Raw genomic sequence first — 23,338 nt, 5'->3', positions numbered from 1 at the left:
CTCTTCGCTTATCTGATGCGTCTGGTTTTACTGGTTCCAGGTGTCAGCGTGAGGCGGCTCCGAATGGAAGATAGCCCGGACGACTCGTTCCGGGTCGTGGCGAGCCAGCGAATCACCCTCCAGATTTAAATACTCGATTTCGATATGTGGGACCTGGCGGTTGAGATGCGAACGATCTACCACTACCGGCTCGCTTTGCTTTTCAGCGTACATCTTGAGTACGTCAGGTCGGAATGGACCATCATTAACGAGCACGCGATCTACCCGCGCTCCCAGATAGCGATGGATTTCATTGACAAAATCAGAAGCCTTATATGCATCGGTTTCGCCATGTTTGGTCATCAGGTTACAGACATACACCTTCTCCGCTTCCGACTCGCGGATCGCGCGAGCAATATCGCTGACCAGCAGACAGGGGAGGAGGCTGGTGTAAAGGTCTCCGGGGCCGATAATGATGGTGTCTGCACGGCGAATGGCGCGTACGGCCTGCGCACAAGCAGAAACATCTTCGGGAACCAGACGCAAGCGTTTGATTGGTGAGAGATCGCCAGGATGATTTTCTCCGCGCGTATCGATCTCGGTCTCTCCACAGATAGTGGTGCCATCTTCCAGATCTGCGCAGATCGACGTTTGGGCCAGCGTAACCGGCAGGACGTTGCCAGCTGTGTCCAACAATTCCTGAGCATCTTCAATCGCCAGCAGGAGATCACCATCATTGGCATCTTGTAGACCTTTCAAGATGAGATTGCCCAGGCTATGTCCGGTGACGCCGCCAGTCAATTGATCATTCTGATCCTCTTCCTTCTGTTCAAAACGATGCATGAAGACATCACGCCACAAGGCTCCATTACGAGCGAGCGCTACTAGTGATTGACGCAGATCTCCTAGAGGAACCTGACGACGAAATTCATCCATCAGTTTCCTTGAACTGCCTCCACTATCTGCCATATTCACAACGGCGCTGATATTGAATGGGTATTTCTTGAGATGCGAAAGCAGCGAAAAGGTTCCAGTTCCTCCACCAATCGTCACTACCCTGCGGCCTGCGAAGCGATCTCCCAGGTAATGATGTCCTTGCACAGTGTGTCTCCTACGACTAGTTCCAACTTCATTATCCACAATACGATCCTTATAGCATACAGATTGGTCATTTTTAATACGACTGTTAATAAGCATGATGAGCCATCAATTTCTCAGTCAAGCTTCTCTCAGCATATCATATTGTGAGTAAAGCGGCGACATGTGCTTATTTCCAGCTTCATTTTTTTGACCCCCCGGATAAGTCTATCACGCCATTTTACCTCAAGCAAGATGAGATTCGTACTGTAAGTCCTGTCTTCTTGTGTAAAAACGTCGATTACGCTATACTATGTGTGTCGGGAATCTCTCTGCCACTTTGTGGGCGCGGTGGTAGAGGTGCAAGATTTCCCGTCTTATTTTTTTAGTGCTATAGTATGTATTTGTTTTCCTTGCTGTAAACGGGTTATTATTGGCATTTATCTCTGTATTTGTTATAATTGCTTATATTTTAGTAGGGAGGAATGCACTGTGATTCAAAATACAGAGATACAGAAATTGCTCTATCGCGCTCGCTTGCAACTGGAAGAGGGACAGCATGAAGTGGCTCTCTCATCTCTGCGTGTTCTTCCTGCAGAAGATGAAAAACAGCAGCGTGAAGTTGCTTATTTATCGGGCTGGTGTTACATCCAGAGTAAGCAGTGGGCAGAGGCGAAAAAGGTATTATCCCCATTTTTAGAGCGGCAGAGTAAGCTTCTGGAGGAAGAGCCATTTCTGAAGCAGCCCGGTGAGATTCTGGAAAAGGAGCCGCTGTTAGAGCGTGAGCATCTGGTACTTTCCTGGCTTCATCTGGGTATTGCAGCGGTGAATCTGTCGCATTATGAAGATGCCTCCCTCCATTTTTCGAGGTGCCTCAAGATCCTGCATGATCGGCGTATCCACCTCCCTGTTGTGCGTATCAAGGCACGCTACTCGCTGGGCATGACCTGTTTGATGAAGGGATCATATAGCGCAGCGATTCAGCATTATGAGGATGCCTTGCGTCTTTGTCGCCTTTCGCACGTGGAAGAAGAGGTGTCACATATTTATTACGGACTGTGCCATGCCTATCGCAGCATTGGCGATTATGTAAAGGCGATGGTTGCCGGGCAGGAAGCTTTGCAGCGTTATCAACAGAGAGAGGATCGTCCGTTAGAGGCACGGATGCATCATGAGTTGGGGCGCGTCAGCTTCCTGTTGGGCGATTTTCGGGCGGCATCCGACTATTATACGGAATCGCTGGCCCTTGCTACCAGCTACAACAGCCCGACCATGATTATGTTGAACTGTGCGATGCTGGCAGATTTGCGTCTCGCCGAGCAGCGTTTGCCCGAAGCCCGACGCTATTGTCGGTTGGCCCTGGAAATGATGGAACGAGTGGAGAGTGCGCATATGAAGGGAAAGACCTATTATGCTATTGGCAAAGTCACATATGCAGAGGCACGAGAGGCTGAGGGAGAGAAGCGGCAGCTCCTTCTGTGGGAAACGATGGACTGGTTCCAACGTGCAAAAACACAACTTGAACAAACGCAGGCATACGCTGATATGGCTGAGATGTACGGCATGTGGGGACAGGTGTTAGAGGATGTTGGTAATATGGAGGAGGCCATTGCGTTGTGGCGTCAGGGCTACGAAATATTGTCGGAGCGTAAAGATACCAAGTAGCCCTGGTGCGTCACAACAAGCAACCTCACGAGAGCGGTTTAGTTCCCACCGCTGTCATATAGTGCCACATGCCGGTGATCCATAGGAATGATGCAGCGAAAACCAATGTGGCAGGTGGCTGTATCGATAGCTTCGGGAATGCGCGCTGCCGGGCGGTAACGTAGACAGTAGTTGGGCGCACAGAGAAATGAACCGCCTTTCAGCACTTTGCGCGGGATATGTATTTGTGGCATCATCGGATCAAAGCTTCGCTCCTGTGATCCTCCCTGAGGATTGATCGGGATGCAACATGCTTGCTGCGCCGGGCGAGGATGGCGTGGTCGATACCAATCTGAGGTCCATTCCCACACGTTTCCAGCCATATCATAGAGGCCATAACCATTCGGTGCGAACGATCCCACCGTCATTGGCCCCACTTTTCCATCGGCCCGGAGATTTTGCCAGGGAAACTCGCCCTGCCAGGTATTTGCCATCAGCGTTCCAACAGGCGCAAATTCATTGCCCCAGGTATAGACCATTTCTTCCAGGCCACCACGCGCTGCCCGTTCCCACTGCGCCTCGGTGGGTAAGCTTTTGTTGGCCCAGCGTGCATATGCTTCGGCATCTTCGTATGAGATGTGAACTACCGGAAAATTGTCTCGTCCCTCGATAGTGCTGCCCGGGCCTTCCGGGTGACGCCAGTTGGCTCCAGGGATATATGCCCACCAGTTGCCCACATTGCGCAGATCAACGGGATGCGAGGGTTGTTGAAAAACCAGCGATCCCGGCACAAGTTGTGTGGGATCGGCACCCGGGTAATCTTGCGGATTGAGTGGACGTTCCGCAACAGTAACATAGCCAGTGGCAGCGACGAAGCGCTCGAACTGCTTATTTGTCACGGTGTATTGATCCATCCAGAAGCCATCAACCGTAACGGGATGTACCGGAGCCTCATCAGGATAGTGCTGATTTGATCCCATCAAGAATGTGCCGCCTGGAATCCAGACCATATTTTGAGCAGGAGGCGATGTAGGGATATGTTCGTGTTGCTGGCTGATATATTCTGTCATAAAAACCTCCTCCTGCTTTGTGGGCGAGTGCTGATAGTTGTTTCCTTTAGTTTTATCTTACCACCGCAGGCAATTATGAAAGAGCATTATTCGGGCTGGAGACGTACAAGCATGATGCCGAACCAGAGTACCCAGAGCGCGAAGAGCAACATGGCTGGAGTTGTGAGCGTGGCCTGTCCCGTTGCAGGGGAACTGGCAACCCCGACGGCGCTGCCACTGAAGAGGGCGGCGACGGCCAGCGCAGCATAGCCGAAGGCCACCCAGATGCCCGGCCAGATGTAGCGTCCACGTCGGGCGATCATGGCACCAAAGAAGAGGGTTGAGAGAGCGAGCAGGCCAATGCCAATGCTGTTTGGGACAAGAGAGAACAGGCTAGAGATCAGCGTGAAATTGGCGGGCATCGTCGCGCTGCTGGCGCTGACAAGATAGATTGTGCCTCCGATGGTTCCCAGGATGTAGAGGAGCAGGCCGCTGAGTCCAGCCCAGAGTGCAATAATGACGAAGCCCTTACCGCGCCAGGGATGAGCGGGTGAGCCATCTTCCGTTTCTTCGTCTTCCTCCACTTCTCCTTGCTCCACCTGTGCCACCAGTTCTTGCGCAACAATAATGCGGAACAGCACGAAGGGCAGCGTCAGGAGCAGGACGAACGTGAGCGTCAGCAGAAGGCGGTGGATAATAAATTGGAGCTGGTGCGCGCCGATCCAGTGAAGATAGGCAGTTGCCAGGGCCGGACCGTTGTTGCCTGCCAGGATCGTGCCATATCCGGTGGGATTGAGCACCAATAGTTGATAGAGTGGGATTCCCACTAAGAGCAGGAGCGCACTGAGCAGGTAAGAGATGCCATTGATGCGTAGTTGTGAGAGCATAGAACGTTTTTGCATGAGTTATAGTCCTCTGAATAATTACCTGGTCATAGTATCTCAAAAAGATGGGCGACTCACAAGGGGAGGTGGCACGCGTTTAATGGGTGAGCAATATCCCATATCGGTTGGAGATAACGAGTTTTCATACGTTAATAATAGAGATATCTCGCGCTGTCATCGGATAGCCCGGTGGGGCCGTACTGATAGCAGGGCGTGAAAACTCATTACTTTTGATCATGGAGGAGGGTGTATGCCGCGCTGGTTGTATTTCCTTTTGATTTTTGCTGTATTAGCGCCGATATTAGACTTTTTGCATGCTCCACAGGCGGTCCTTTTTATTGTGGCCGCGCTGGGTATTATTCCTCTGGCCGCGTTGATCGGGAAGGCGGTCGAAGAAGTGGCGGAACATACGGGTGAGCGTATTGGTGGTTTGCTTTTTGCGACGTTTGGCAACGCGACGGAACTGATTATCAGTATCTTCGCCTTAGCAGAGGGGCTGGTGGATGTCGTGCGGGCCTCTCTGATTGGTACGATTCTTGGCAACGCGCTGTTGGTGTTGGGCGTCTCGGTCTGTGTGGGCTGCTTTAAGCATGGGCGACTGAAATTTGAGACCAGACCTGCCAGTCAGTACGCCTCGCTCTTTGCGCTCTGTATTGGTGGTCTGGTCCTGCCCACGATTGCAGAATTGCATGTTACCAATATGCCGCAAGTTGCGGTGGCCGAGCATAATCTCTCAGATTTTATTGCTGTGCTGCTCTTATGTGGCTATCTGGCATCGATCCTCTTTAGTGTCTTTCGTATTGGTGACAAAGGAGATACAGAGGAAGAGTTTGTTGAACCACTGGTTGGTATTCGTTCGGTAGCGGCCATTGATCGCTTGCTAGCCTATCGTCACCATCTGGTCCAGAACAATGTCCCGGGCAAGAGCAGTATTCTGCCCCATATCGATCATACTGTTCACGCAATTATGAGCCATGAGGCGGTTCAACTGGGTGATGCGGCGCAAGATGCAGCACCAGTTGAGACCTCAACAAAAGCCGAGACGCAGGAAGCAAAGGTAAGCGAGCATAATCCTATTGTGGCTTCATTAACTCCTGCCGCGCAGCATGCGCAGAAGCACGACCATAAGCCTCCTCTCTGGCGAGGTCTGCTGTTGCTAACAGTTGCGACCGTTGGGGTTGCCATTCTTTCGGAGATTCTGGTCGGCTCGATTGAGCCGATGGCGAAGACGCTGGGCTGGAACGAGGCGTTTGTCGGCCTGATCTTTGTGCCGCTGATTGGTGGCCTGCCAGAATACTTCAATACGATTTCGATGGCCCTGGATAAGCGCATAGGTATGGTGCTGGCGGCATCTGCTGGATCATCAATTCAGATCGCGCTGCTGGTTGCGCCAATCCTGGTGCTGGTCAGCCTGTTCACTCCCGAGCGGCTCGATCTGGTCTTCAGCATTGTGGAGCTTGCCGTGCTAGGCATTGCCACATTCCTGTTTAGCGAAATCACTAAAGATGGCGAGCTGGTCTGGTTGGAGGGACTCTTACTGATCCTGCTCTACGGCATGATGGGGAGCACCGTTTTCCTGTTTGGTGCTTGATGAAGTGAGTTTTGTAGGATAAAGATGTAGCACGAAATAAGCTATTGCTAGCTTCAGCTTATTTCATGCTACGTTTGATATTGCATCAATAGTGCCTACTACTTTTCTCTCCTCTGAATGATCTCTCTAGCAGTACGAAGGAATCTGTCCAGGACAGGTGATGTGGCCTCTTTGCTCCAGGCCAGCGCCATCTCTACATACGCAGTTGAGGCTTGCAACTCACGATACATCAATCCGGTACTCCTCAAATGTTGAGTGGAGGCAGGAACGAGTGATATGCCCAGTCCAGCTGCAACAAGTCCTAAGATTGTCTGCATCTGAATGGCCTCTTGCATTATCTGTGGACTGAAGCCTGCTCTCTGGCATAAGCTAATGATTTGGTCGTAGAGTCCAGATCCTTGCTGACGAGGGAACAGAATAAAATGTTCACGTGCTAATGCGTCTATTGGTACTTGTACTTGACTTGACAAGGGATGCCTCTCAGGAAGGGCTACTATGAGAGGTTCTTTGAAAACAGTCTCAATGCGTAATGTATCATCGTGTATTGGTGGACGTAAAATGCCAACGTGGATGCGTCCATCGCGGAATGCACGTACCTGTTGAGCTGTTGTCAGTTCGCGCAGGTGCAGTTCTACTTCCGGGTAGCGTTCATGAAAAGCTCGTATCAGTGTGGGCAGAATATCAGAGGTTGCAGACCCAACGAAACCTATCACGAGCCTGCCTAGCTCGCCGCGACTGGCCTTTTGTGCTGCGACTATAGCCTGCTCCGCTTGTGTAAGCGTCTGCCGTGCCTCCTGTAAAAATACGTATCCAGCCTCAGTAATCTGAACATGTCGCTTTGTGCGATAAAAAAGCTGTACCCCTAGCTCATCTTCTAATTGACGGATCTGCTGGCTTAATGGGGGCTGAGCCATGTGTAGTCGCTCCGCTGCTCTCCCAAAATGCAACTCCTCAGCAACCGCCACAAAGTAATGCAGGTGTCGTAATTCCATATCATTAATACTTTCTGTATATTAGTTTATTACGAATAATATATTGGACATCTCTGTATTTGTCTACTACTCTATAAGAATGAAAGGAGATAAGAATGGATACTACAAAAAGACGTAATATTATCATCACTGGCGGCAATAGTGGAATGGGACGAGCCATTGCTGAAGCGTTTGTTCGTGGTCATGGTCACGTTGCTATTATTGGGCGCGATCAGGGGAAGCTCCAGTCCACTGCTCAGTCTCTTGGCTCGAATGTTAGCTGGTATCAAGCAGATGTAAGCCAGCGTGAGCAGGTTGCCTCCACGATTGAAAGCATTGTTGAACAATGGGATCATATCGATGTTCTTGTCAATGCGGCTGGCTTTGGGGGCAGTGTTACTACCAATATGCCGCTAGAGGAAGCTGAACGGGAGTGGGATGCCCTCTACGGCACAAACTTGAAAGGCAGCTTTCTCATGATAATGGCCGTCGCTCCCCATCTTGTGCGTCCTGGTGGTCGCATCATTAATATCAGTTCGATAGCAGCCTTTACAGGTGGAAGCCGTGCCGGGTCGGTAGCCTATGCTGCCTCCAAGTCAGGGTTGCTTGGTTTGACCTATGGTTTTGCACGCGAACTCAGTCCGCAGGGAATTACAGTAAACGCAATTGCTCCAGGCTTCATTGCAAATACAGGTTTTACGGGGGCATGGTCGGAAGAACGAGTGCAGGGCATCATCTCTGAAACTCCTATTGGACGTGCTGGACATGTCGATGACATCGCGGCTGCTACGCTGTATCTGGCATCACCTGAGGCATCGTTTGTTACTGGCGAAGTATTCAACGTCAATGGTGGCTGGTTGTTTGGGCGCTGAGTATTCTGCGAACGTTTGGATCAGGTGATTGATAATGCGTTGGTAACGATGGCGGCGGTCTTTTCCGCCGCCATCGTCGTTTCTTGAGAATGATGAGGTAATGGATTACAAAGGGATCGTCAAGACATTATGGCCTTCGCGCCCGGCCTGGACGTGTGATGAGACGAATAGCTCGATGACAAAAGGTTTTTCGTAGAGCGGCTGCTTTGCCTCATCGGTAAAGTTGATATGCAGCCGTTCGCGACGCGTACCCGAACCATCGGAAATTGCCTGTAAGGGGATCGTCACCTCCGCTGCGTAGCCTTTGGAGGGGATCTCTACATCGGCCTGTTGAAGAATATAGGCGTAGTTTTGTATCAGCGAGGTGTGGACCTCGATATGGACGCGGTCACCGTGAGCGAGCGCGCTAAGGCCGGATAGTTCCATGTCTGGCGGCGCGGCAGGCGGCAATCCAGGTTCATTTCTTCCCATCACGCTGATACGCATATGATAATTTTGATGGGGCTGGACACGTAAAGGGGTCTCAATAAGAACAACGGCTGTTGTGTTATGTTGTTGCTCGCCGATGAAGATGCGCTGCAACCTCTGCAAGAGTGGCTGGTCCTGTGCTGGCGCGGCAGCGGTTGGGGTCAATAATTGTAGGGCCGTGCTGGTCTCTCGCAGTCGTGCTGGCAGCGACGCAAGCGTGGTCAGCGCGGAGATGGCGGGCAGGACATCGGAGAAACGCTGCAAGAAATGGTGTTTGCGCTGGCGTTCGTCTGTCCGTTTTTGCGGTGCCAGCTCTGGTTTTACTTGAGTAGTGAGCGCTTTAGAGGTCTGCTCTTCTGGCGGCGTATGCTCTCCTTTTGCCGCTTTTTGTTGTTCGCTCTTTTGGGCAATGGCCTGTTCGATGCCTGCCAGCACTTCCTTTTTCGAGATGGTCACGGTAGATTGATCTTCTATCGGTATCTCTTTGCTGGTTGTACTTGCTGGTATCTGTGGTATATCAAAGAATGCGGTTTGCTCTTTGATCGGTTCCTTATGGTTGCTTTGCTCATGTCGCTCCGTCTGTTTCTCCTGCGATTTTGACCTGTTAGCGGCTAACCGCTCCAGATGTTCGCGCGCCTGAGCAACGTCTTTTGATCGAATAACAACCGTTTCGACATCTTCTGGATTAGCCGGTTCAGCTTCTTGCTCCTGCGTTTTCTGGCTGATAACCTGCTTGATAGCTTTATGAACGGATGATTTTTGATTGAGGCGCAGCGTTTTTGTATTCGAGGAGAGCTGTTGCAATGCTTCGGCGAACTCCTCGACTGTGGAGAAGCGCCGGGCGTTGTCGATTTCCAGCGCTCGCATCACGACTGCTTCAACGCCGCTGCTGATCTTCCCATTGAGTTCTCTCGGCGCTCGAATCTCCTCCCCGGTTTCCTCAAGGGTTCTGGTGGGTGCTATACCTGTGAGCAGAAGATAGAGAATCGCTCCCAGGCTGTAGATGTCGGAGCCGGGATCGATATTGCCCTCTTGCGTTTCGGGAGCATTGAAACTGGTCGGATTGTTAATACATGCCGCGTCTGGCAACAATTTGCGCAAGGTGGCTGGGAGCCACGAGACCATCAGGGCAAGCTGTCCCGCATAGTCTTTTTTGCTCACAGCAATAACGTGGGGATCGAGATCTCCGATAATGATCTGCTGGCTGTGCAGCCGTTGTACCGCGCTACAGAGCCGATAAGTCCAGTTGATGGCCGTTTCTTCGTCGGGCAGGCCGATGCCGCTTTGTATCAGGTCATGTAGTGTCAGCGCGTCCCGTGTGCTGTTGTCGTTTTGTAAAGGGAAGGGCCAATCTTGAATAATCAGAAGATGATCCTGCGAATAGTGCAAATTGCTGGCCGCGAGTACATCGGGGATGCGCAAACGATGTAACAGATCGTATTCTCCCTGAACGATATCAAGCGCCTGTGTATAAATCTCATCATCGACATTGCTGATATCAATATCGCGGATAACGACAGGATGCTGATGAGAAGTATCGATAGCCAGGAAAAGTTGAATATACGGGCTTCGGCGCACAAGTGAGGTAATACGATAACGGTCAGTAATCTCGGTACTTGTGGCTATCACTTTTGCATTTTTACTCATGCGCTCCCCACAAGTACTGCAAAATGCTGCCTGTGGCGGTACTGGAGAATTGCAGCGATTGCACAGGAAACCGTCGGGTGTACTGTTGGTTGGTGTTATCTCTGTTACGCTCATACTGCCTCTACTACGCCTTTTACTGTAAAGATTCTGTACCTACAATATTATAACATACCGGTGGATATTTTCTACACCAGATTCCATATAAATAGTACGTATAGAGGCGGCTTGTGGTACCAGGCAAACTATTTCTAAATTGCATAGCGGGGAGGAATAGGAAAATTTGAAAAGATGCCTGAAGTGTGTGGGATAAAAAGAGCGTTATCGAGGGTAGTTTGGTATTTATTGCCCTTGTCACTTTTCACTGGTTTTGCTAGAATCCGCAAGGAGACTACATATGCATCTCGACAAACGGTTCTGGTTCAGCCGCGCCGCAGCATGAGGATGATACAATAAATATAGCGGAAGAAAACAAGGTTGTGCTAGTTTCTCCTCTAACAATTTAAATCCTGCCTGAACTGGAATAACGATCCGATATAACCCGGAGGTATGTTTTTTATGGATTTAGCCACCCTCATTTTTTGGATCTTTGCAGTGATCCTGGTGGTGGCGGCGTTGCTGGTTGTTGGCCTGCGCAATATCGTGCATAGCGCCCTCGCGCTGATTGTGGTATTTGCGATGGCGGCTGCTATCTATATATTGCTGAACGCCGAATTCATCGCTATCGTGCAGATCCTTATCTATGTTGGTGCGGTAACTATCCTGGTGCTATTCGCGCTGATGTTAACCCGACTGAGCGGGTTACAGATTACCAACCCGTCGAACAAGTTATGGTGGGTTGCGGTCATCATTTGTGCCCTGGTGGGTGCCATTATCATTTACGCACTGACGACAAGCAAGCACCTGGTCGCCGCGACCAGTAACGGCGCAAGCCAGCTGCCACCTGGTATCAACAATGTTGTGCGCATTGGCCAATTGCTCTACAGCCCCGATGCCTATAGCTATGTACTCCCATTTGAAATAGCTTCACTGGTGTTGCTGGTAGCAATCGTTGGTGCGATTGTGATTGGCAGGGAGGAGTAATCGAACGTATGGGACTGACCCTGTATCATTTCCTGGTGCTTGGTGCGGTGCTTTTCTGCATCGGCCTTTATGGTGCCATTACGAAGCGTAACGCTATTGCCGTATTGATGGGCATCGAGATTATGCTCAATGCCGTCAATATTACGATGGTGGGTTTCTCGTTTTTTAATTCGGTTCCGCGCTATAGTACATACTTGACCGGTCAAATCTTCGCTATTTTCATTATCACAGTGGCGGCGGCGGAGGCGGCAGTTGCTCTCGCAATGATTATTGCCATTTACCGCAAACGCAATACCGTCGATGTTGGTGAAATTAATGTGTTGAAGTTTTGATCTGTCGGTATTCTGTATGACTATGCAGCCAGGGCCAATTAAGAGCCGCTGGTTGTTTCTCTGATTGTCAAAAATGAGATGTGCGTCTCCTCGTTTCCTGATGGGGTGACGGTTCACACAGAGAGTGTTTATATGGATGATCCGTTATATCAATATTCCTGGCTGATCCTGTTTGCGCCGCTGCTCGCTTTTGTGGTCATCGTCTTTGGCACGCGCGTCTGGGATTTACTCAGCCGCCCGCGTGTTGCAGCAACGACAACACATGCAGAACATCATGCAGTAGAAGCGCATGGGGCCGAGGGCGAGGACCACAACGAGCATGAGCAAGAGTTCGACGATGATCCCAAAGTGCCTCGTCTGACCGCCGGTGCTAAATTTAGCGGCTATCTCGGCATTTTAATCATGGCCGCTGCCTGTGTCTATTCCTGGATACTACTGTTTCATTCGTTTGCTGCGCCATTGTATGAGAGCGTTCCGGTCTTTTCCTATCAGTGGCTCTCCATTGGCAATGCCACCTACGAGGTTGCGTTCCAGATTGATAATCTGGCGATTGCGATGATGGTCGTGGTGACGACGGTCTCGCTGCTGGTGCAGTTCTATTCGCAGGGCTACATGGAAAACTCGGCAGGCTATGCCCGTTTCTTTGCCTATCTGTCGATCTTCGCCTTTTCCATGCTGGTCATCGTCTTTGCCCAGAACTTTCTGGTTATCTTCGTTGGTTGGGAACTGGTCGGTCTTAGCTCTTATCTGCTGATCGGTTTCTGGATCAATAAGCGTGCCAAGCCTCTAGAACAGCGTCCTTCTCCTGCAAGCGCATCGTTACAGGCGTTTGTCGCGAACCGTGTTGGTGATGTCGGCTTCATTATCGGTATCATGATCCTCTTCACCACTCTGGGAACCTTCGACTTTCACCAACTGGCGCTGCGTGCCCCTCATATGGATAAAACGCTGCTGACCATCGCGATGATTCTGGTCTTCTGTGGCGCGATTGGTAAATCGGCCCAGTTGCCGCTGCATGTCTGGCTCCCCTCCGCTATGGAAGGTCCAACACCTGTCAGCGCGCTCATCCATGCGGCCACAATGGTTGCCGCCGGTGTCTATATGGTTGCGCGCACCTTCCCATTGTTCGCGGCAGCCGATCCCGCAGCTTTTGAAGTGGTAGCCTGGGTTGGTGGCATTACAGCCTTCTTTGCCGCAACGATTGCCCTTGTACAGAGTGACTTCAAGCGCGTGCTGGCCTTCTCGACGATTAGCCAGCTGGGATATATGTTTGTTGGTCTGGGTGTGGCAGGTCCCGAACTGGGCGCTGGCCCTGGCATGTTCCACCTCTTTACGCATGCTTTCTTCAAAGCGCTGCTCTTCCTGGGTGCTGGTAGCGTGATCCACTCGCTGCACCATGCGACCCATAAAGAGGTGCAGGATATGCGCCTGATGGGTGGTCTGGGACCAAAGATGCCAATTACCGCGATCACATGGTTGATTGCAACCCTTGCCATTTCTGGTTTCCCCGGCTTCTCTGGCTTCTTCAGTAAGGAAGAGATTATCGGCCTGACGCTGGAACATGGCGATTGGGGATTGTATGCCCTGACGCTGGTGACGGCTGGCCTGACTGCATTCTATATGCTGCGCGCCTTTATCCTGGCCTTTGGCGGCAAAGGCGGCAAGCTCGGTGGTTTGTGGGGTGGCACGTATCGCGGCGTTGGTACTCCTCATGAGTCGCCGCTGACGGTCACGATTCCTTTGATGCTGCTGGCGATTCCAGCGGTGATCGCGGGCTATTGGACTGGTTTCTTCCAGTATGTCAATAAAGAGGCACAACCGCTGAATATTGGTGTGCTGCTGTCCACCCCTGATACCTGGATTGGTGTTCTTGTTTCGCTGATCGGCCTTGCGTGGGCCTTTATTCTGTACTGTCGTGTGGAACCAGCAAAAGTGCATGCCTTTGTGGAGGGAAACGCTACTCTACGCGGGTTGCATCGCTTTCTTTACAATAGATACTACATCGACACCCTCTATGATCTGCTGATCCGTTATGTTGTGCTGGGTATCTCGTATATCGAACAAGCCTTCGATACCTATGTTATTGATGGTATTGTCAACGGTATTGCTCGTCTGATCACCGGTATTGGTGGTGGCGTGCGTCGTGTGGAGACCGGGCGTGTGCAGACATATATGATTGGCTTTTTCGGTGGAGTGGCAATTTTAGCTGTCCTTGTCTTTGTGCTGGTCACGTTTCGCTAAAGGATAAGAGGATCATGACAATATTCCAAAGTGATCTTACCTGGATTATCCTGCTGCCGGTGATTGGTGCATTGGCAGCATTGGCTACACCTGTAAAAACGGCGCGGTGGCTGGCCCTGATCTTCTCGGCCCTTACCTTTGCGCTCTCTCTTTACATCTTTTTCAATATTCTTGGCGCGGGCCAGGGCTTCGGTGATCTGGGCCACCTGCGCGATTCAATAAACCTGCCCTGGGTTGATCTCAAAGCTGGCGGTATTGAACTCAAAATCAACTACTTCCTGGGCGTCGATGGTCTCAACCTGCCACTCGTCATTCTGAACGCTTTGCTGACGATGCTGGCTGTAATCGGCGGTTGGGAGAAGACACGCGTCAAAGAGTATCTCGCCCTGCTGCTCCTGCTGGAAGCTGGCGTGATGGGCGTCTTCCTGTCGATGGACCTGTTGCTCTTCTTCCTCTTCTGGGAAGTCGAACTGGCCCCGATGTTTCTGCTTATCGGTATCTGGGGTAGTGAGACCATCAAGCATGGCATGCCCGGACGCATCTATTCGGCCTGGAAGTTCCTGCTTTACACGTTCTTCGGTAGCGTCTTTATGCTCGCGGGCATTCTGTTACTCTACTTTACGAACGTTGGTCACGGTGGTGATGCAACCGCCAGCATGGTCTACTATTCCACGCATATCCTGAATACGCCAGTGACGATCCCTATCCTGGGCGTGACGGCTGGTCTGCAATTGATCGTGTTCCTGCTGATCTTTGCAGCTTTTGCGGTCAAGATGCCGATGTTCCCCTTCCATACATGGCTCCCAGATGCCCATACGGACGCGCCAACTGAGGTGAGCGTGATCCTGGCGGGTGTGTTGCTGAAAATGGGATCGTATGGACTGGTGCGCATCTGCTTTACACTGTTCCCGGAAGGTCTGCACGAGTTCGCGGGCGTGATGGCCGTTATCGCCATCATCAATATCATCTATGGCGCTGGCATCTGTCTGGTCCAGAAGGACATGAAGAAGTTGATCGCGTACTCCAGCGTCAGCCACATGGGTATTATCCTGCTTGGCGTAGCGGCGGCAGCTGGCACTGGCGATCTGGCGCTGCGAACAGCTGCTCTCACAGGGGCGACAGTGCAGATGGTCAGTCATGGCCTGATCACCGGAATGCTCTTCTTCTGCGTCGGCGTGATCTATGATCATGCGCATACGCGTGAGATTGCGATCTTTGGTGGCGTGGCCAAGAAGATGCCGATGCTGGGCACACTCTTCACCTTCGCGGGTATGGCCTCGTTGGGCCTGCCTGGATTGGCCGGTTTCGTTGCTGAATATATGGTCTTTACCAGCAGCTATGGGGTGAGCACAACACAGATAGCGACAACGATCTCCGTCTTCACCATGATCCTGACGGCTGGCTACCTGCTCTGGATGTTGAAGCGCGTCTTCTTCGGACCGTTCAATCCCAAATGGGAGCATTTGCCAGATGCCTCTTTGCGCGAAGTGATCCCGCTGATTGTGCTGGCGGCGTTGATCCTGTATGTGGGTCTCTATCCGAAACCGTTGATCGATGTGATTTTTCCCAGCCTGACCCATATCATGCAGACGGCTGTTGCCGTGATAAAGTAAGGTTCACCCCAACCAGGGGAGCCGCTCTTTTCGCTTGTGAATAGGGCTGCTCCTGACTGGTGGGTAAGGAGTTTCCTATGATTAATCTCTACCTGCTGGCACCAGAGCTTTCACTTGCGCTTCTGGCACTGGTGGTGATGGCGGTGGATCTGTTCGTCAAACGCCGTGCCGTTATCGCAGGTATCTCGCTGGTCGGGCTGATTGTGCCAGCAGCTTTTCTCATCTCGCATGCCGCGACCGTGACCCAACCTCAGACGGCGTTCTGGGGAATGCTGGTCGTGGATCAATTTGCGATCTTTTTCAATTTCATTTTCCTGATCATCGCGGCCGTCATGATCCTGGTTTCCTATAACTATGTCGGAAAGTACGTGAAGGCGGACGGCGAGTTCTATTCGCTGCTATTGTTCTCCGTCACGGGCATGATGTTGATGGCAAGCACCGGCGAACTGATTACGATCTACATTGCGCTGGAGCTGACCAGCATTCCTCTTTATGTCATGGCGGGTATGATCCGTACCAGCGAGCGCTCGGCGGAAGCGGCTGTGAAGTATGTACTGTTGGGCGCGATGTCTTCGGCTATTCTGCTGTACGGCTTTGCCTTGCTCTATGGTTTGACTGGCACGACCGATCTGAAAGGGATCGCCGATGCCTTTGCCAGCAGCCTTAATCAGGGCAACCTGCTGGTGCTGGTTGCGAACGTGTTGATCCTGGCAGGCTTCGGCTTCAAGATCTCGGCGGTTCCTTTCCATATGTGGGCACCTGATATTTACGAGGGCGCTCCCACTCCGGCAACCGCCTTCTTCTCGGTTGGCTCGAAGGCGGCGGGTTTTGCGGCAATGATTCGCGTTTTCATGTATGGTGGCCTGGGCGCTATTAATCGCACTGAGATGGTGTTGATCTTTGGCATCGTGGCGGTGCTGACGATGACGCTGGGCAATCTGGTTGCTGCTGTACAGTCGAACGTGAAGCGCATGATGGCCTATTCCAGCATTGCGCAGGCTGGCTATATCCTGGTCGGTTTTATCGCCAGTTTTGCCACCAATCGTTCGGAAGGCAATGCCGCCTTGCTCTTCTTCATCCTGGTTTACGTGATTACCAATCTGGGAGCCTTCTCCGGCATTGTTGCTCTGGCAGATCTCACAGGAGGCGAGAAGATCGAGGATTTTCGGGGATTGTTCCGGCGCGCGCCTCTCTTGAGTACTGGCACGGCGCTCTGTTTGCTCTCGCTGGCTGGTATCCCACCGGCGGCTGGTTTTATGAGCAAGCTGTTCCTCTTTACCACCGCGTGGGGACTGGGGCAGGCCCCACTGGTCATCATAGCGTTGCTTAATACGATCGTCTCGCTGGTCTACTACGGCCGCCTGGTAAAGGCGATGTTCTTTGATGCTCCAGTCAAAGCTGATCGCCTGGTAACACCACCTTCTTTGAGCACTGCTGTTGCGCTGACAAGTGCCGCATTGCTAGTGCTGTTCTTTGTTGCACAGATCTTCCTCGACCTGGCAACCCCTGCCGCTATTCTGGCGGGACGATAATGTTCGATACAATATCATAGGGGAAAGTGAGGCTTTTGCCTTTGCTTACCTGCTCAGAAGAAAAAACGAGGCACGCATTCGTGTGCCTCGTTTTTTCTATAAACTCCATATACGGACGTTTCTGTATGTAACTTTTGCTGAAGTATCTTCGCTTAGATTTAACTTCCTGACTGCCGAAAAACCTATATTTCCATGATCTAATGTGGTATCTGTGGTGCTATTAACAAGCTGGTGATTGATGTATAGATATATGGCTGATCTATCTGCTTTTACTGCAATGGTATTGAGCTTATCTGGTCCCTTTTGTATAAAAGCAGAGGTGTCTTCAAGCAATGTTATGGGATGTGTACTGCCCGAATACAGGAAATTTGAAGGTTTAACATCCTGGTGGACGATCTGGTGATCGTGTGCATGTTGCAGAGCACTGGCAGCTTGAGCAAGAATGTGGGCAACCTCCTGGGGGGCAAGCGGTTCACTCATGTCGCGTTTATGTAGCCAGTCGGTAAGTGATCCTTCTGATCTGTATGGCATGACCATATAGGTGAGTTTCGCGCCTTGAACTTCTTCCTCGCCAAAATCATAGAGAGGCAAAATGTGTGGATGGTCTAAAAGTGCGATGGCATGCATTTCACGCTGGAAGAGGCGTTCTGCTTCTTGCTTTGCTTGTTCACTGGCAGGCATCGCTGTTTCTGTGCGGATGACTTTGATGGCTACCTGCCGCGCAATACGAATATCTTCTCCCTGGTAGACTTCGCCCATGCCGCCACTCCCAATCAGGCGGAGAAGCCGGTAGTGGCCTAACAGTATACCATCGAGTGGCATCTCTTCTTCTCCAATTTTAGATCAAAGAATTGCTATTGTATTAGATATGTGTCGATAGTATAACATGGATCTAGAGGAAATACATATATTTAGTGAGCGAATAGAGGGGCAATAAATCTTCAGCTCATTAGGGCGGAAATGGATGATGTGTAAGTGAGGCGCAGGTAGAGGAGAGAAAAAATGACTTTCTTCTCTCTTCTGCCTGCTGCAAAAAGCTATGTCCAGATACGCGCGTTGCTGTAGGTAACCTCTGTTGTACCATTGAGGCTGTTGGCAACGACGCCGAACAGCCCTTGTTTATAGGTTGTATCCGTGAGGCTATCAATTTTTTGCTTGTTGGCGTAGAGGTCGATCTGGTTGCCGTTCGTCACGACCGCCAGCAGATTAGCCTGGTTGACGCCTTTTTGGATGGCTGGCGAGGACGATTTGAGCAGAGTACGGGCCGTATCGCCGGAGCTATCGACGTACAGGTAGAGGTCGTAGGCTCCATCGACGCATACACGATAAAAGTAGAGTTTATTGGCCGTTGAGGAGGCACGGAAAGTGATGCCTCCACAATCGCCCTGAAGAATCGTCATCTGCACTTCAAAGGTGGCATCTGTATATTCTTCTGTCGAAGCTGTGCAATAGAAATAGTTCGGCGATTTGCTCTGGGTAACATGCAGGCTGTTGGCCTTGAACTGGCAACTTCCCCCGAACTTGCTATCCGTGTAGCTTTGCCAGAGATAGGGCTGGCTCATTGGATCGAGCAGGGCTAGCGTTCTACTCGATGGCGGATAGGGATCAGGATTGGCGGCAACGACGGTCGCGGTGGCTCTGCTCTGCACGGTGGCGGTCGCGTTGGCCTGAACGGTTGCGGTGGCAGCGTTCGCCGTTGCTTGTGAGTTTGCAGAAGCAGTCTGATTGACGATAGTTGCCGTTTCCTGTCCCTGAGCAGTGGCTGTTGCATTGGCTGCGGTGGTAGTGGCATTGCGATGGGTTGCTGTATCGTAGAGAAAGTAGCCGCCAGTGCCGAAAAGGACGAGTGCCACGGCTCCCAGTAACACAATTGCCCACGTGGAGAGGCTTTTGTGTTCTGGCAGTGGTTGGTACTGCGGAACCGGCGCTTGTTGAATAATAGGTGGTGGTGGTAGTGGTGTTGCTGGCGTCATATCATAGTCTGATTGCTGGAAGCCACTCCATGATGGCTGTTGTGGCTGCGATGGATAGTGCGATAGCGGTTGCTGTGATAGGTAAGGCGATGGCGACTCGACTGTGCGTGCAGCGTGGGCTGGAGGAAATCCTGGATGTGAGGGCGACGAGCTGGATGATGCGACCGTCATCTCATCATTGGCTAAAGGAGGTGTGATCGCCTCTTCGTTCGTAGGCAGATTGATAGTAAGGATCAGCGGTCCACGCGGTCCTCCCTCGTAATATGGCTCACCTTGCCCCTCAATGCGTAGCTCTTCGCCGTTTTTCGCTCCAGGTGGGATATAGGCCGTCACCTGCCGCTTGCCTGGCAAGGTCAGGGTACGCTGTGTTCCCGTCGCCGCCTCGTTTGCGCGAATAGCCAGCGTTGCCCGCAGATCCCCTCCATAGAGCAACGACTGTTGAAGCGCTTCCGCGAATTTGACGATGGATGGGAAGCGACTGTTCGGATCTTTGGCCAGCGCGCGCAGAATAACGGTGTCCATCGCATGTGAGATGCGAGGGTTATGTGTGCTGGGGGCTGGCGGCGGAGCTGAGAAGTGCTGACGCATCATCTGACCTGGACCACCCTGGAATGGAAACTGGCCGGTCAGCAGATGATAAGCCATGATTGCCAGAGCATATTGATCGCTGGCCGGAACCGGATGCCCATCCCACTGTTCCGGCGGCATGTAGGCAGGTGTTCCACGCACGTTCTGACTCGCCATTGAGGTTGCGGTGGTAAATTTGGCGATACCGAAATCAGCCAGCAGAATGTCTGGTTGCGAAGGGTGTGCGGGACGACTGCGGATCAGAAAGTTGGATGGTTTGATGTCCTGATGAACGAGATGCTGATCGTGGGCGTGTTGCAGTGCGTCGGCAGCCTGTGTGACAAAATGAGCGACATCCTGAAACGAGAGAAGCGCGTTGCCTGGGCGGTTGCGGAGCCAGTCGGAGAGCGCGCCCTCGGCCCGGTACGGCATGACCATATATGTATAGGTCATCCCCTGCACTTTTTCTTCGCCGAAATCGTAGAGCGGTAAAACGTAGGGATGATCAAGCTTACTGATCACCTGCATCTCGCGCTGGAAGAGACGCTCCAGCTCTTTTGACGTTTCAGAATGAGGATAGGAGGGAGCCTCAGAACGAACAATCTTGACGGCAACCTGTCGAATAATGCGTGTGTCTTCGGCCAGGTAGACCTCACCCATTGCGCCACTTCCTATCTGACGTATAAGCTTATAATGTCCAAGTTGCAGTCCGGCAAGAGACATTTTCCCCCTCCTTGTGCATAGCGATAAAAAATTGAAGATTAGCTATACATATATAAGTACGCGTAGTATAACACGGGCTTTGACGTTATTAAAGTAGGCAGGTGGGTGTTCTGGCACGTTCTAAGGGTTCATAGCCTCATGTGACTAAGCGCGCATATTTCTGCATACACACACTGCAACAATAGGTCATTTTGTTTATTGATCGGCGCGCGTAAATACTATAACATAAAGAGAACAGGAGAATGAATAGAATAATTGTGAACCTTTTCACAGAATGACGGAAAAGTATAGTGCTTGAGGATCTGGATAGGAGATTTCGCATGAGTACAACCAATACTACTGAGACAACTGCGGTTAAACGCTCGAACCCATTTCTTACACAATTGATCGACCGCATAACACTTGGCACCAATGCCAGAATGATCTATGGCGACCCGATTGAGCGCGATGGCGTGACGGTGATTCCGGTGGGCAAGGTGAGTTGGGGACTTGGTGGGGGAGAAGGAGGAGATGTGGAGGGCAATGGAGGGTCAGGTGGTGGCGGAGGCATTACGGTTTCGCCAATTGGCTTTATCGAGATCAAGGATGGTCTGGCACGTTTCAGGCCAATCTTCGACCCGGCACTGATTGTACAGATTATTTCCGCTTCGGCCTTTGCCTCGCTGCTGCTTCTGGCGGGCGCACGTAAAATCATCGAGGTAGCGAAAAAAAAGCGGTAGTATGAGACTCTTTGCTGTATAACAGCCAATGCAGAAGTAAGATTGAGGCAATAGAGATGTTCCCAATCACGGGAGTCTTTATTGCCTCAAATCCATGTAAAAAGAAAAGATTCTGGCACCGTACCATCTGGTCAGGTGAAGGAAATAATATTGACATATATACATTTGACGCTATAATCTCTTCTATAAGATGAAGAAGTATTTGGAGGGATCGTCAAGAATAATCTGTATTTTTGAGATGTAAACTACTCGTTATATATTGTTATTTGTATAGTTGATCTTTGGGCGAAATTTTTTGTGTATCGTTATTTGTATAGTCGTATAAATACGGATAAGGAAAACAGGATATGGGTTTGGTAGAGCAGGTCCAGGAGAGTAATCGTATCGTTCAGCATTTTAAACCAGGTGGTTCGACGGCTGTACCCTCAAATGTGGCCTACCGTCTGAAAAAAATCCAGAAACTCGGTATTTTAAAGGGGAAGTGGCTCGATTGTGGCTGCGCTGATGGAGGATATACAGTTGCTCTTGTTGATGCTGGCGCTGAGAGCGCGGTTGGCGTCGATGTGGTCGAGGAGCGTATCCAGCAGGCGAAAGAGCGCGAAAAAGATCACCCCGCTGTCAAGTTTTTTCACCTTACGAATGACGATTTGCCGTTTCCCGACGCTTCTTTTGACGGAGTGATGATGAACGAAGTGCTGGAGCATGTGACGGACGAGGTTCACACGCTGCGAGAGATATTGCGAGTGCTGCGACCGGGTGGGCATCTCGTCATTATGAGTCCCAATCGCTGGTTTCCGTTTGAAGGGCACGGTATGCATATTGGGGAGCGCGTCTTTGAATTTCCTATTCCTATTTTGCCCTGGTTGCCCAGCAAAATTGGGCAGCAATTTATGTTTGCTCGTAACTACTGGCCCTCAGAGATGCGAGACCTCGTTAATCGGGTGGGATTTTCCGTGTGGAAGGTCGATTTTGTCTGGCCGATATTTGAGGTATGGCCCTGGTTGCCACAGCCTGTTATTCACCAGTATCGTAAGATACTACCAGTGATTGAGCGCACCCCTTTTGTCCGTCGCTTCGGCGTTTCGGTCTTTCTTGTGGCTCAGAAGCGCTAAGGGAGCCGTGTTGTTAACAGATCTGCGTAGATTTCTTCGATTCTGTTCGCAACAGTGCCAACAGTGAACAGATGCGCTCGTTTCTTTCCAACCAGCCCCATTTGCTCTCTTTTATCGGGGTGAAGAAGGAGGTCGCGTATTGCATCCTTTAATGCGTTTGCGTTACCAGGTTCAACAAGCAATCCTGATTCACCATCTACAACGACGTCGCGTAGTCCTCCGATGGCAGAAGCGATGACTGGTTTGCCACACATCATCGCTTCTACTGCTACCTGACCAAAGGGTTCGGGCCATATTGACGGAACTACGCCGATTGCACAATGCATCCAGGCCGCCATCACCTGGGCATGAGGAGCGTTGTGTATGACTGTCACTCCAGCGGGAAACTGTTTAGAACTGTCATCTGATCCAGCAATCAACAAAACGAGCGGTACTGTGGGCGATAAATCTGTGTAGGCGTTGAGCAGTACATCCAGGCCCTTATGGCTATCCTGTCGGCCTACAAAGAGAATGTAGTTATCTGTAGGCGGCAGAAAGTCGGGGCGTCCAATGCTCAGTGCTTCATCAACAACTGTATCCGGGATGAATGTTGGTACTACCTCGATTGGCTTCGGTGGACGACCGGTTGCATACATGCTAGCATCACGGACTGCTGCGCTGACCGCTATGTATTTATCAACAGAGCTATGGAGATGGCTGCTCAATTTCAAGCCACTTGTTACCAGTGCGCCTTTCACCGTTCCATACCCTTGACCAGCACAGCGCAGGCACTTTCTATAGGCCGGACCTGTACATACCTGACCATTATGAAGGTATCCTGTAGTAGGGCAACAGAGGTTATAATCATGCAAGGTTACAACCAGCCTGGCTCTACTCCAGGATTTGAGGCCCACGAAGGAATAGAGCATCCATCTGCGTGCATGTACGATCTCTGGACGCTCCAATGAGATCACTCTCCGTAATCCGGCCATCACACCTGGATCGGGTATCGGGGGATGATATTGACGGCTCTGATTTTGATAAAATCGGGTCAAAGTCCGGCTCCAACCTGTGAGACGATGAATATGGACTCCGTCATCGTCTTCAAAGTCCGGTGAATTGCCCGTTTGTAACGTCGCCACCGCCACCTGATGTCCCCGCCGCACCAGTTCACGTGATAGCGTCTGTACATGTCGTTCTGTGCCGCCGATGAGCGGTGGGTAAAATTCGGACAGCATAAGTATGCGCATAAAATATATTTCCCTCTCCTACATAGCTACAAAAT

General features: G+C 51.2%; 18 protein-coding genes. 10 read left to right on the top strand and 8 right to left on the bottom strand.

Annotated features, from left to right (window positions below; all coding sequences use genetic code 11):
* Nucleotides 1-27: 27 nt before the first annotated feature.
* Nucleotides 28-1,080, bottom strand: a complete 1,053-nt coding sequence (locus K3T83_RS11065) for a gluconeogenesis factor YvcK family protein (protein WP_220203030.1) — start codon at nucleotides 1,078-1,080, stop codon at nucleotides 28-30.
* Between the two features lie 468 nt (nucleotides 1,081-1,548).
* Between K3T83_RS11065 and K3T83_RS11060 the strand changes: the two genes are divergently transcribed.
* A complete protein-coding gene (locus tag K3T83_RS11060) occupies nucleotides 1,549-2,721 on the top strand; it encodes a tetratricopeptide repeat protein (RefSeq protein WP_220203029.1) in 1,173 nt (390 codons plus the stop codon).
* 38 nt (nucleotides 2,722-2,759) lie between these two features.
* Here K3T83_RS11060 and K3T83_RS11055 read toward each other — a convergent pair whose 3' ends face one another.
* Together K3T83_RS11055 and K3T83_RS11050 are read right to left on the bottom strand one after the other, a co-directional pair.
* On the bottom strand, nucleotides 2,760-3,770 hold the full coding sequence (locus tag K3T83_RS11055; protein WP_220203028.1) for a formylglycine-generating enzyme family protein: 1,011 nt from the start codon (nucleotides 3,768-3,770) through the stop codon (nucleotides 2,760-2,762).
* A gap of 86 nt (nucleotides 3,771-3,856) precedes the next feature.
* Entirely contained in the window at nucleotides 3,857-4,651 is a 795-nt protein-coding gene (locus K3T83_RS11050; RefSeq protein WP_220203027.1) for a hypothetical protein, read from the bottom strand.
* A 232-nt stretch (nucleotides 4,652-4,883) separates the two neighbouring features.
* On the opposite strand from K3T83_RS11050, the gene K3T83_RS11045 reads away from it, so the two are divergent.
* On the top strand, nucleotides 4,884-6,224 hold the full coding sequence (locus K3T83_RS11045) for a calcium:cation antiporter (RefSeq protein WP_220203026.1): 1,341 nt from the start codon (nucleotides 4,884-4,886) through the stop codon (nucleotides 6,222-6,224).
* A 98-nt stretch (nucleotides 6,225-6,322) separates the two neighbouring features.
* On the opposite strand, the gene K3T83_RS11040 is transcribed toward K3T83_RS11045, so the two are convergent.
* Nucleotides 6,323-7,216, bottom strand: a complete 894-nt coding sequence (locus tag K3T83_RS11040; protein WP_220203025.1) for a LysR family transcriptional regulator — start codon at nucleotides 7,214-7,216, stop codon at nucleotides 6,323-6,325.
* Nucleotides 7,217-7,311: 95 nt separating this feature from the next.
* Between K3T83_RS11040 and K3T83_RS11035 the strand changes: the two genes are divergently transcribed.
* Nucleotides 7,312-8,067, top strand: coding sequence for an SDR family NAD(P)-dependent oxidoreductase (locus tag K3T83_RS11035; RefSeq protein ID WP_220203024.1), 756 nt, complete (start codon nucleotides 7,312-7,314; stop codon nucleotides 8,065-8,067).
* 105 nt (nucleotides 8,068-8,172) lie between these two features.
* On the opposite strand, the gene K3T83_RS11030 is transcribed toward K3T83_RS11035, so the two are convergent.
* Nucleotides 8,173-10,182, bottom strand: coding sequence for a serine/threonine protein kinase (locus tag K3T83_RS11030; RefSeq protein ID WP_220203023.1), 2,010 nt, complete (start codon nucleotides 10,180-10,182; stop codon nucleotides 8,173-8,175).
* A gap of 555 nt (nucleotides 10,183-10,737) precedes the next feature.
* On the opposite strand from K3T83_RS11030, the gene K3T83_RS11025 reads away from it, so the two are divergent.
* From K3T83_RS11025 to K3T83_RS11005, 5 genes are all read left to right on the top strand, one after another.
* A complete protein-coding gene (locus tag K3T83_RS11025; protein ID WP_220203022.1) occupies nucleotides 10,738-11,262 on the top strand; it encodes an NADH-quinone oxidoreductase subunit J family protein in 525 nt (174 codons plus the stop codon).
* A gap of 8 nt (nucleotides 11,263-11,270) precedes the next feature.
* Nucleotides 11,271-11,594: an NADH-quinone oxidoreductase subunit NuoK gene (nuoK, locus tag K3T83_RS11020; protein WP_236064871.1), complete on the top strand. Its 324-nt coding sequence runs from the start codon at nucleotides 11,271-11,273 to the stop codon at nucleotides 11,592-11,594.
* 132 nt (nucleotides 11,595-11,726) lie between these two features.
* Nucleotides 11,727-13,835, top strand: coding sequence for an NADH-quinone oxidoreductase subunit L (gene nuoL, locus K3T83_RS11015; RefSeq protein ID WP_220203021.1), 2,109 nt, complete (start codon nucleotides 11,727-11,729; stop codon nucleotides 13,833-13,835).
* Between the two features lie 14 nt (nucleotides 13,836-13,849).
* Nucleotides 13,850-15,448, top strand: coding sequence for a complex I subunit 4 family protein (locus K3T83_RS11010; protein WP_220203020.1), 1,599 nt, complete (start codon nucleotides 13,850-13,852; stop codon nucleotides 15,446-15,448).
* A 77-nt stretch (nucleotides 15,449-15,525) separates the two neighbouring features.
* Nucleotides 15,526-16,980 carry an NADH-quinone oxidoreductase subunit N gene (locus tag K3T83_RS11005; protein WP_220203019.1) on the top strand — a complete coding sequence of 485 codons (1,455 nt, stop codon included), beginning with the start codon at nucleotides 15,526-15,528 and terminating at the stop codon, nucleotides 16,978-16,980.
* A 96-nt stretch (nucleotides 16,981-17,076) separates the two neighbouring features.
* On the opposite strand, the gene K3T83_RS11000 is transcribed toward K3T83_RS11005, so the two are convergent.
* Nucleotides 17,077-17,802 carry a serine/threonine-protein kinase gene (locus K3T83_RS11000; RefSeq protein ID WP_220203018.1) on the bottom strand — a complete coding sequence of 242 codons (726 nt, stop codon included), beginning with the start codon at nucleotides 17,800-17,802 and terminating at the stop codon, nucleotides 17,077-17,079.
* 215 nt (nucleotides 17,803-18,017) lie between these two features.
* Nucleotides 18,018-20,243 (bottom strand): serine/threonine protein kinase, encoded by a 2,226-nt coding sequence (locus K3T83_RS10995; protein WP_220203017.1) that lies wholly within the window; start codon nucleotides 20,241-20,243, stop codon nucleotides 18,018-18,020.
* A 320-nt stretch (nucleotides 20,244-20,563) separates the two neighbouring features.
* Between K3T83_RS10995 and K3T83_RS57180 the strand changes: the two genes are divergently transcribed.
* Nucleotides 20,564-20,962, top strand: coding sequence for a spore germination protein GerW family protein (locus K3T83_RS57180; RefSeq protein WP_220203016.1), 399 nt, complete (start codon nucleotides 20,564-20,566; stop codon nucleotides 20,960-20,962).
* 347 nt (nucleotides 20,963-21,309) lie between these two features.
* On the top strand, nucleotides 21,310-22,074 hold the full coding sequence (locus K3T83_RS10985) for a class I SAM-dependent methyltransferase (RefSeq protein WP_220203015.1): 765 nt from the start codon (nucleotides 21,310-21,312) through the stop codon (nucleotides 22,072-22,074).
* On the opposite strand, the gene K3T83_RS10980 is transcribed toward K3T83_RS10985, so the two are convergent.
* Nucleotides 22,071-23,303: a glycosyltransferase family 4 protein gene (locus K3T83_RS10980; protein ID WP_220203014.1), complete on the bottom strand. Its 1,233-nt coding sequence runs from the start codon at nucleotides 23,301-23,303 to the stop codon at nucleotides 22,071-22,073. The two genes, K3T83_RS10985 and K3T83_RS10980, sit on opposite strands and share 4 nt — an antisense overlap.
* Nucleotides 23,304-23,338: the final 35 nt, after the last annotated feature.

The sequence above is a fragment of the Reticulibacter mediterranei genome (genome assembly GCF_016587455.1).
The sequence above is the reverse complement of the archived record's forward strand: the minus strand, read 5'-3'. Positions and strand labels throughout refer to the sequence as shown.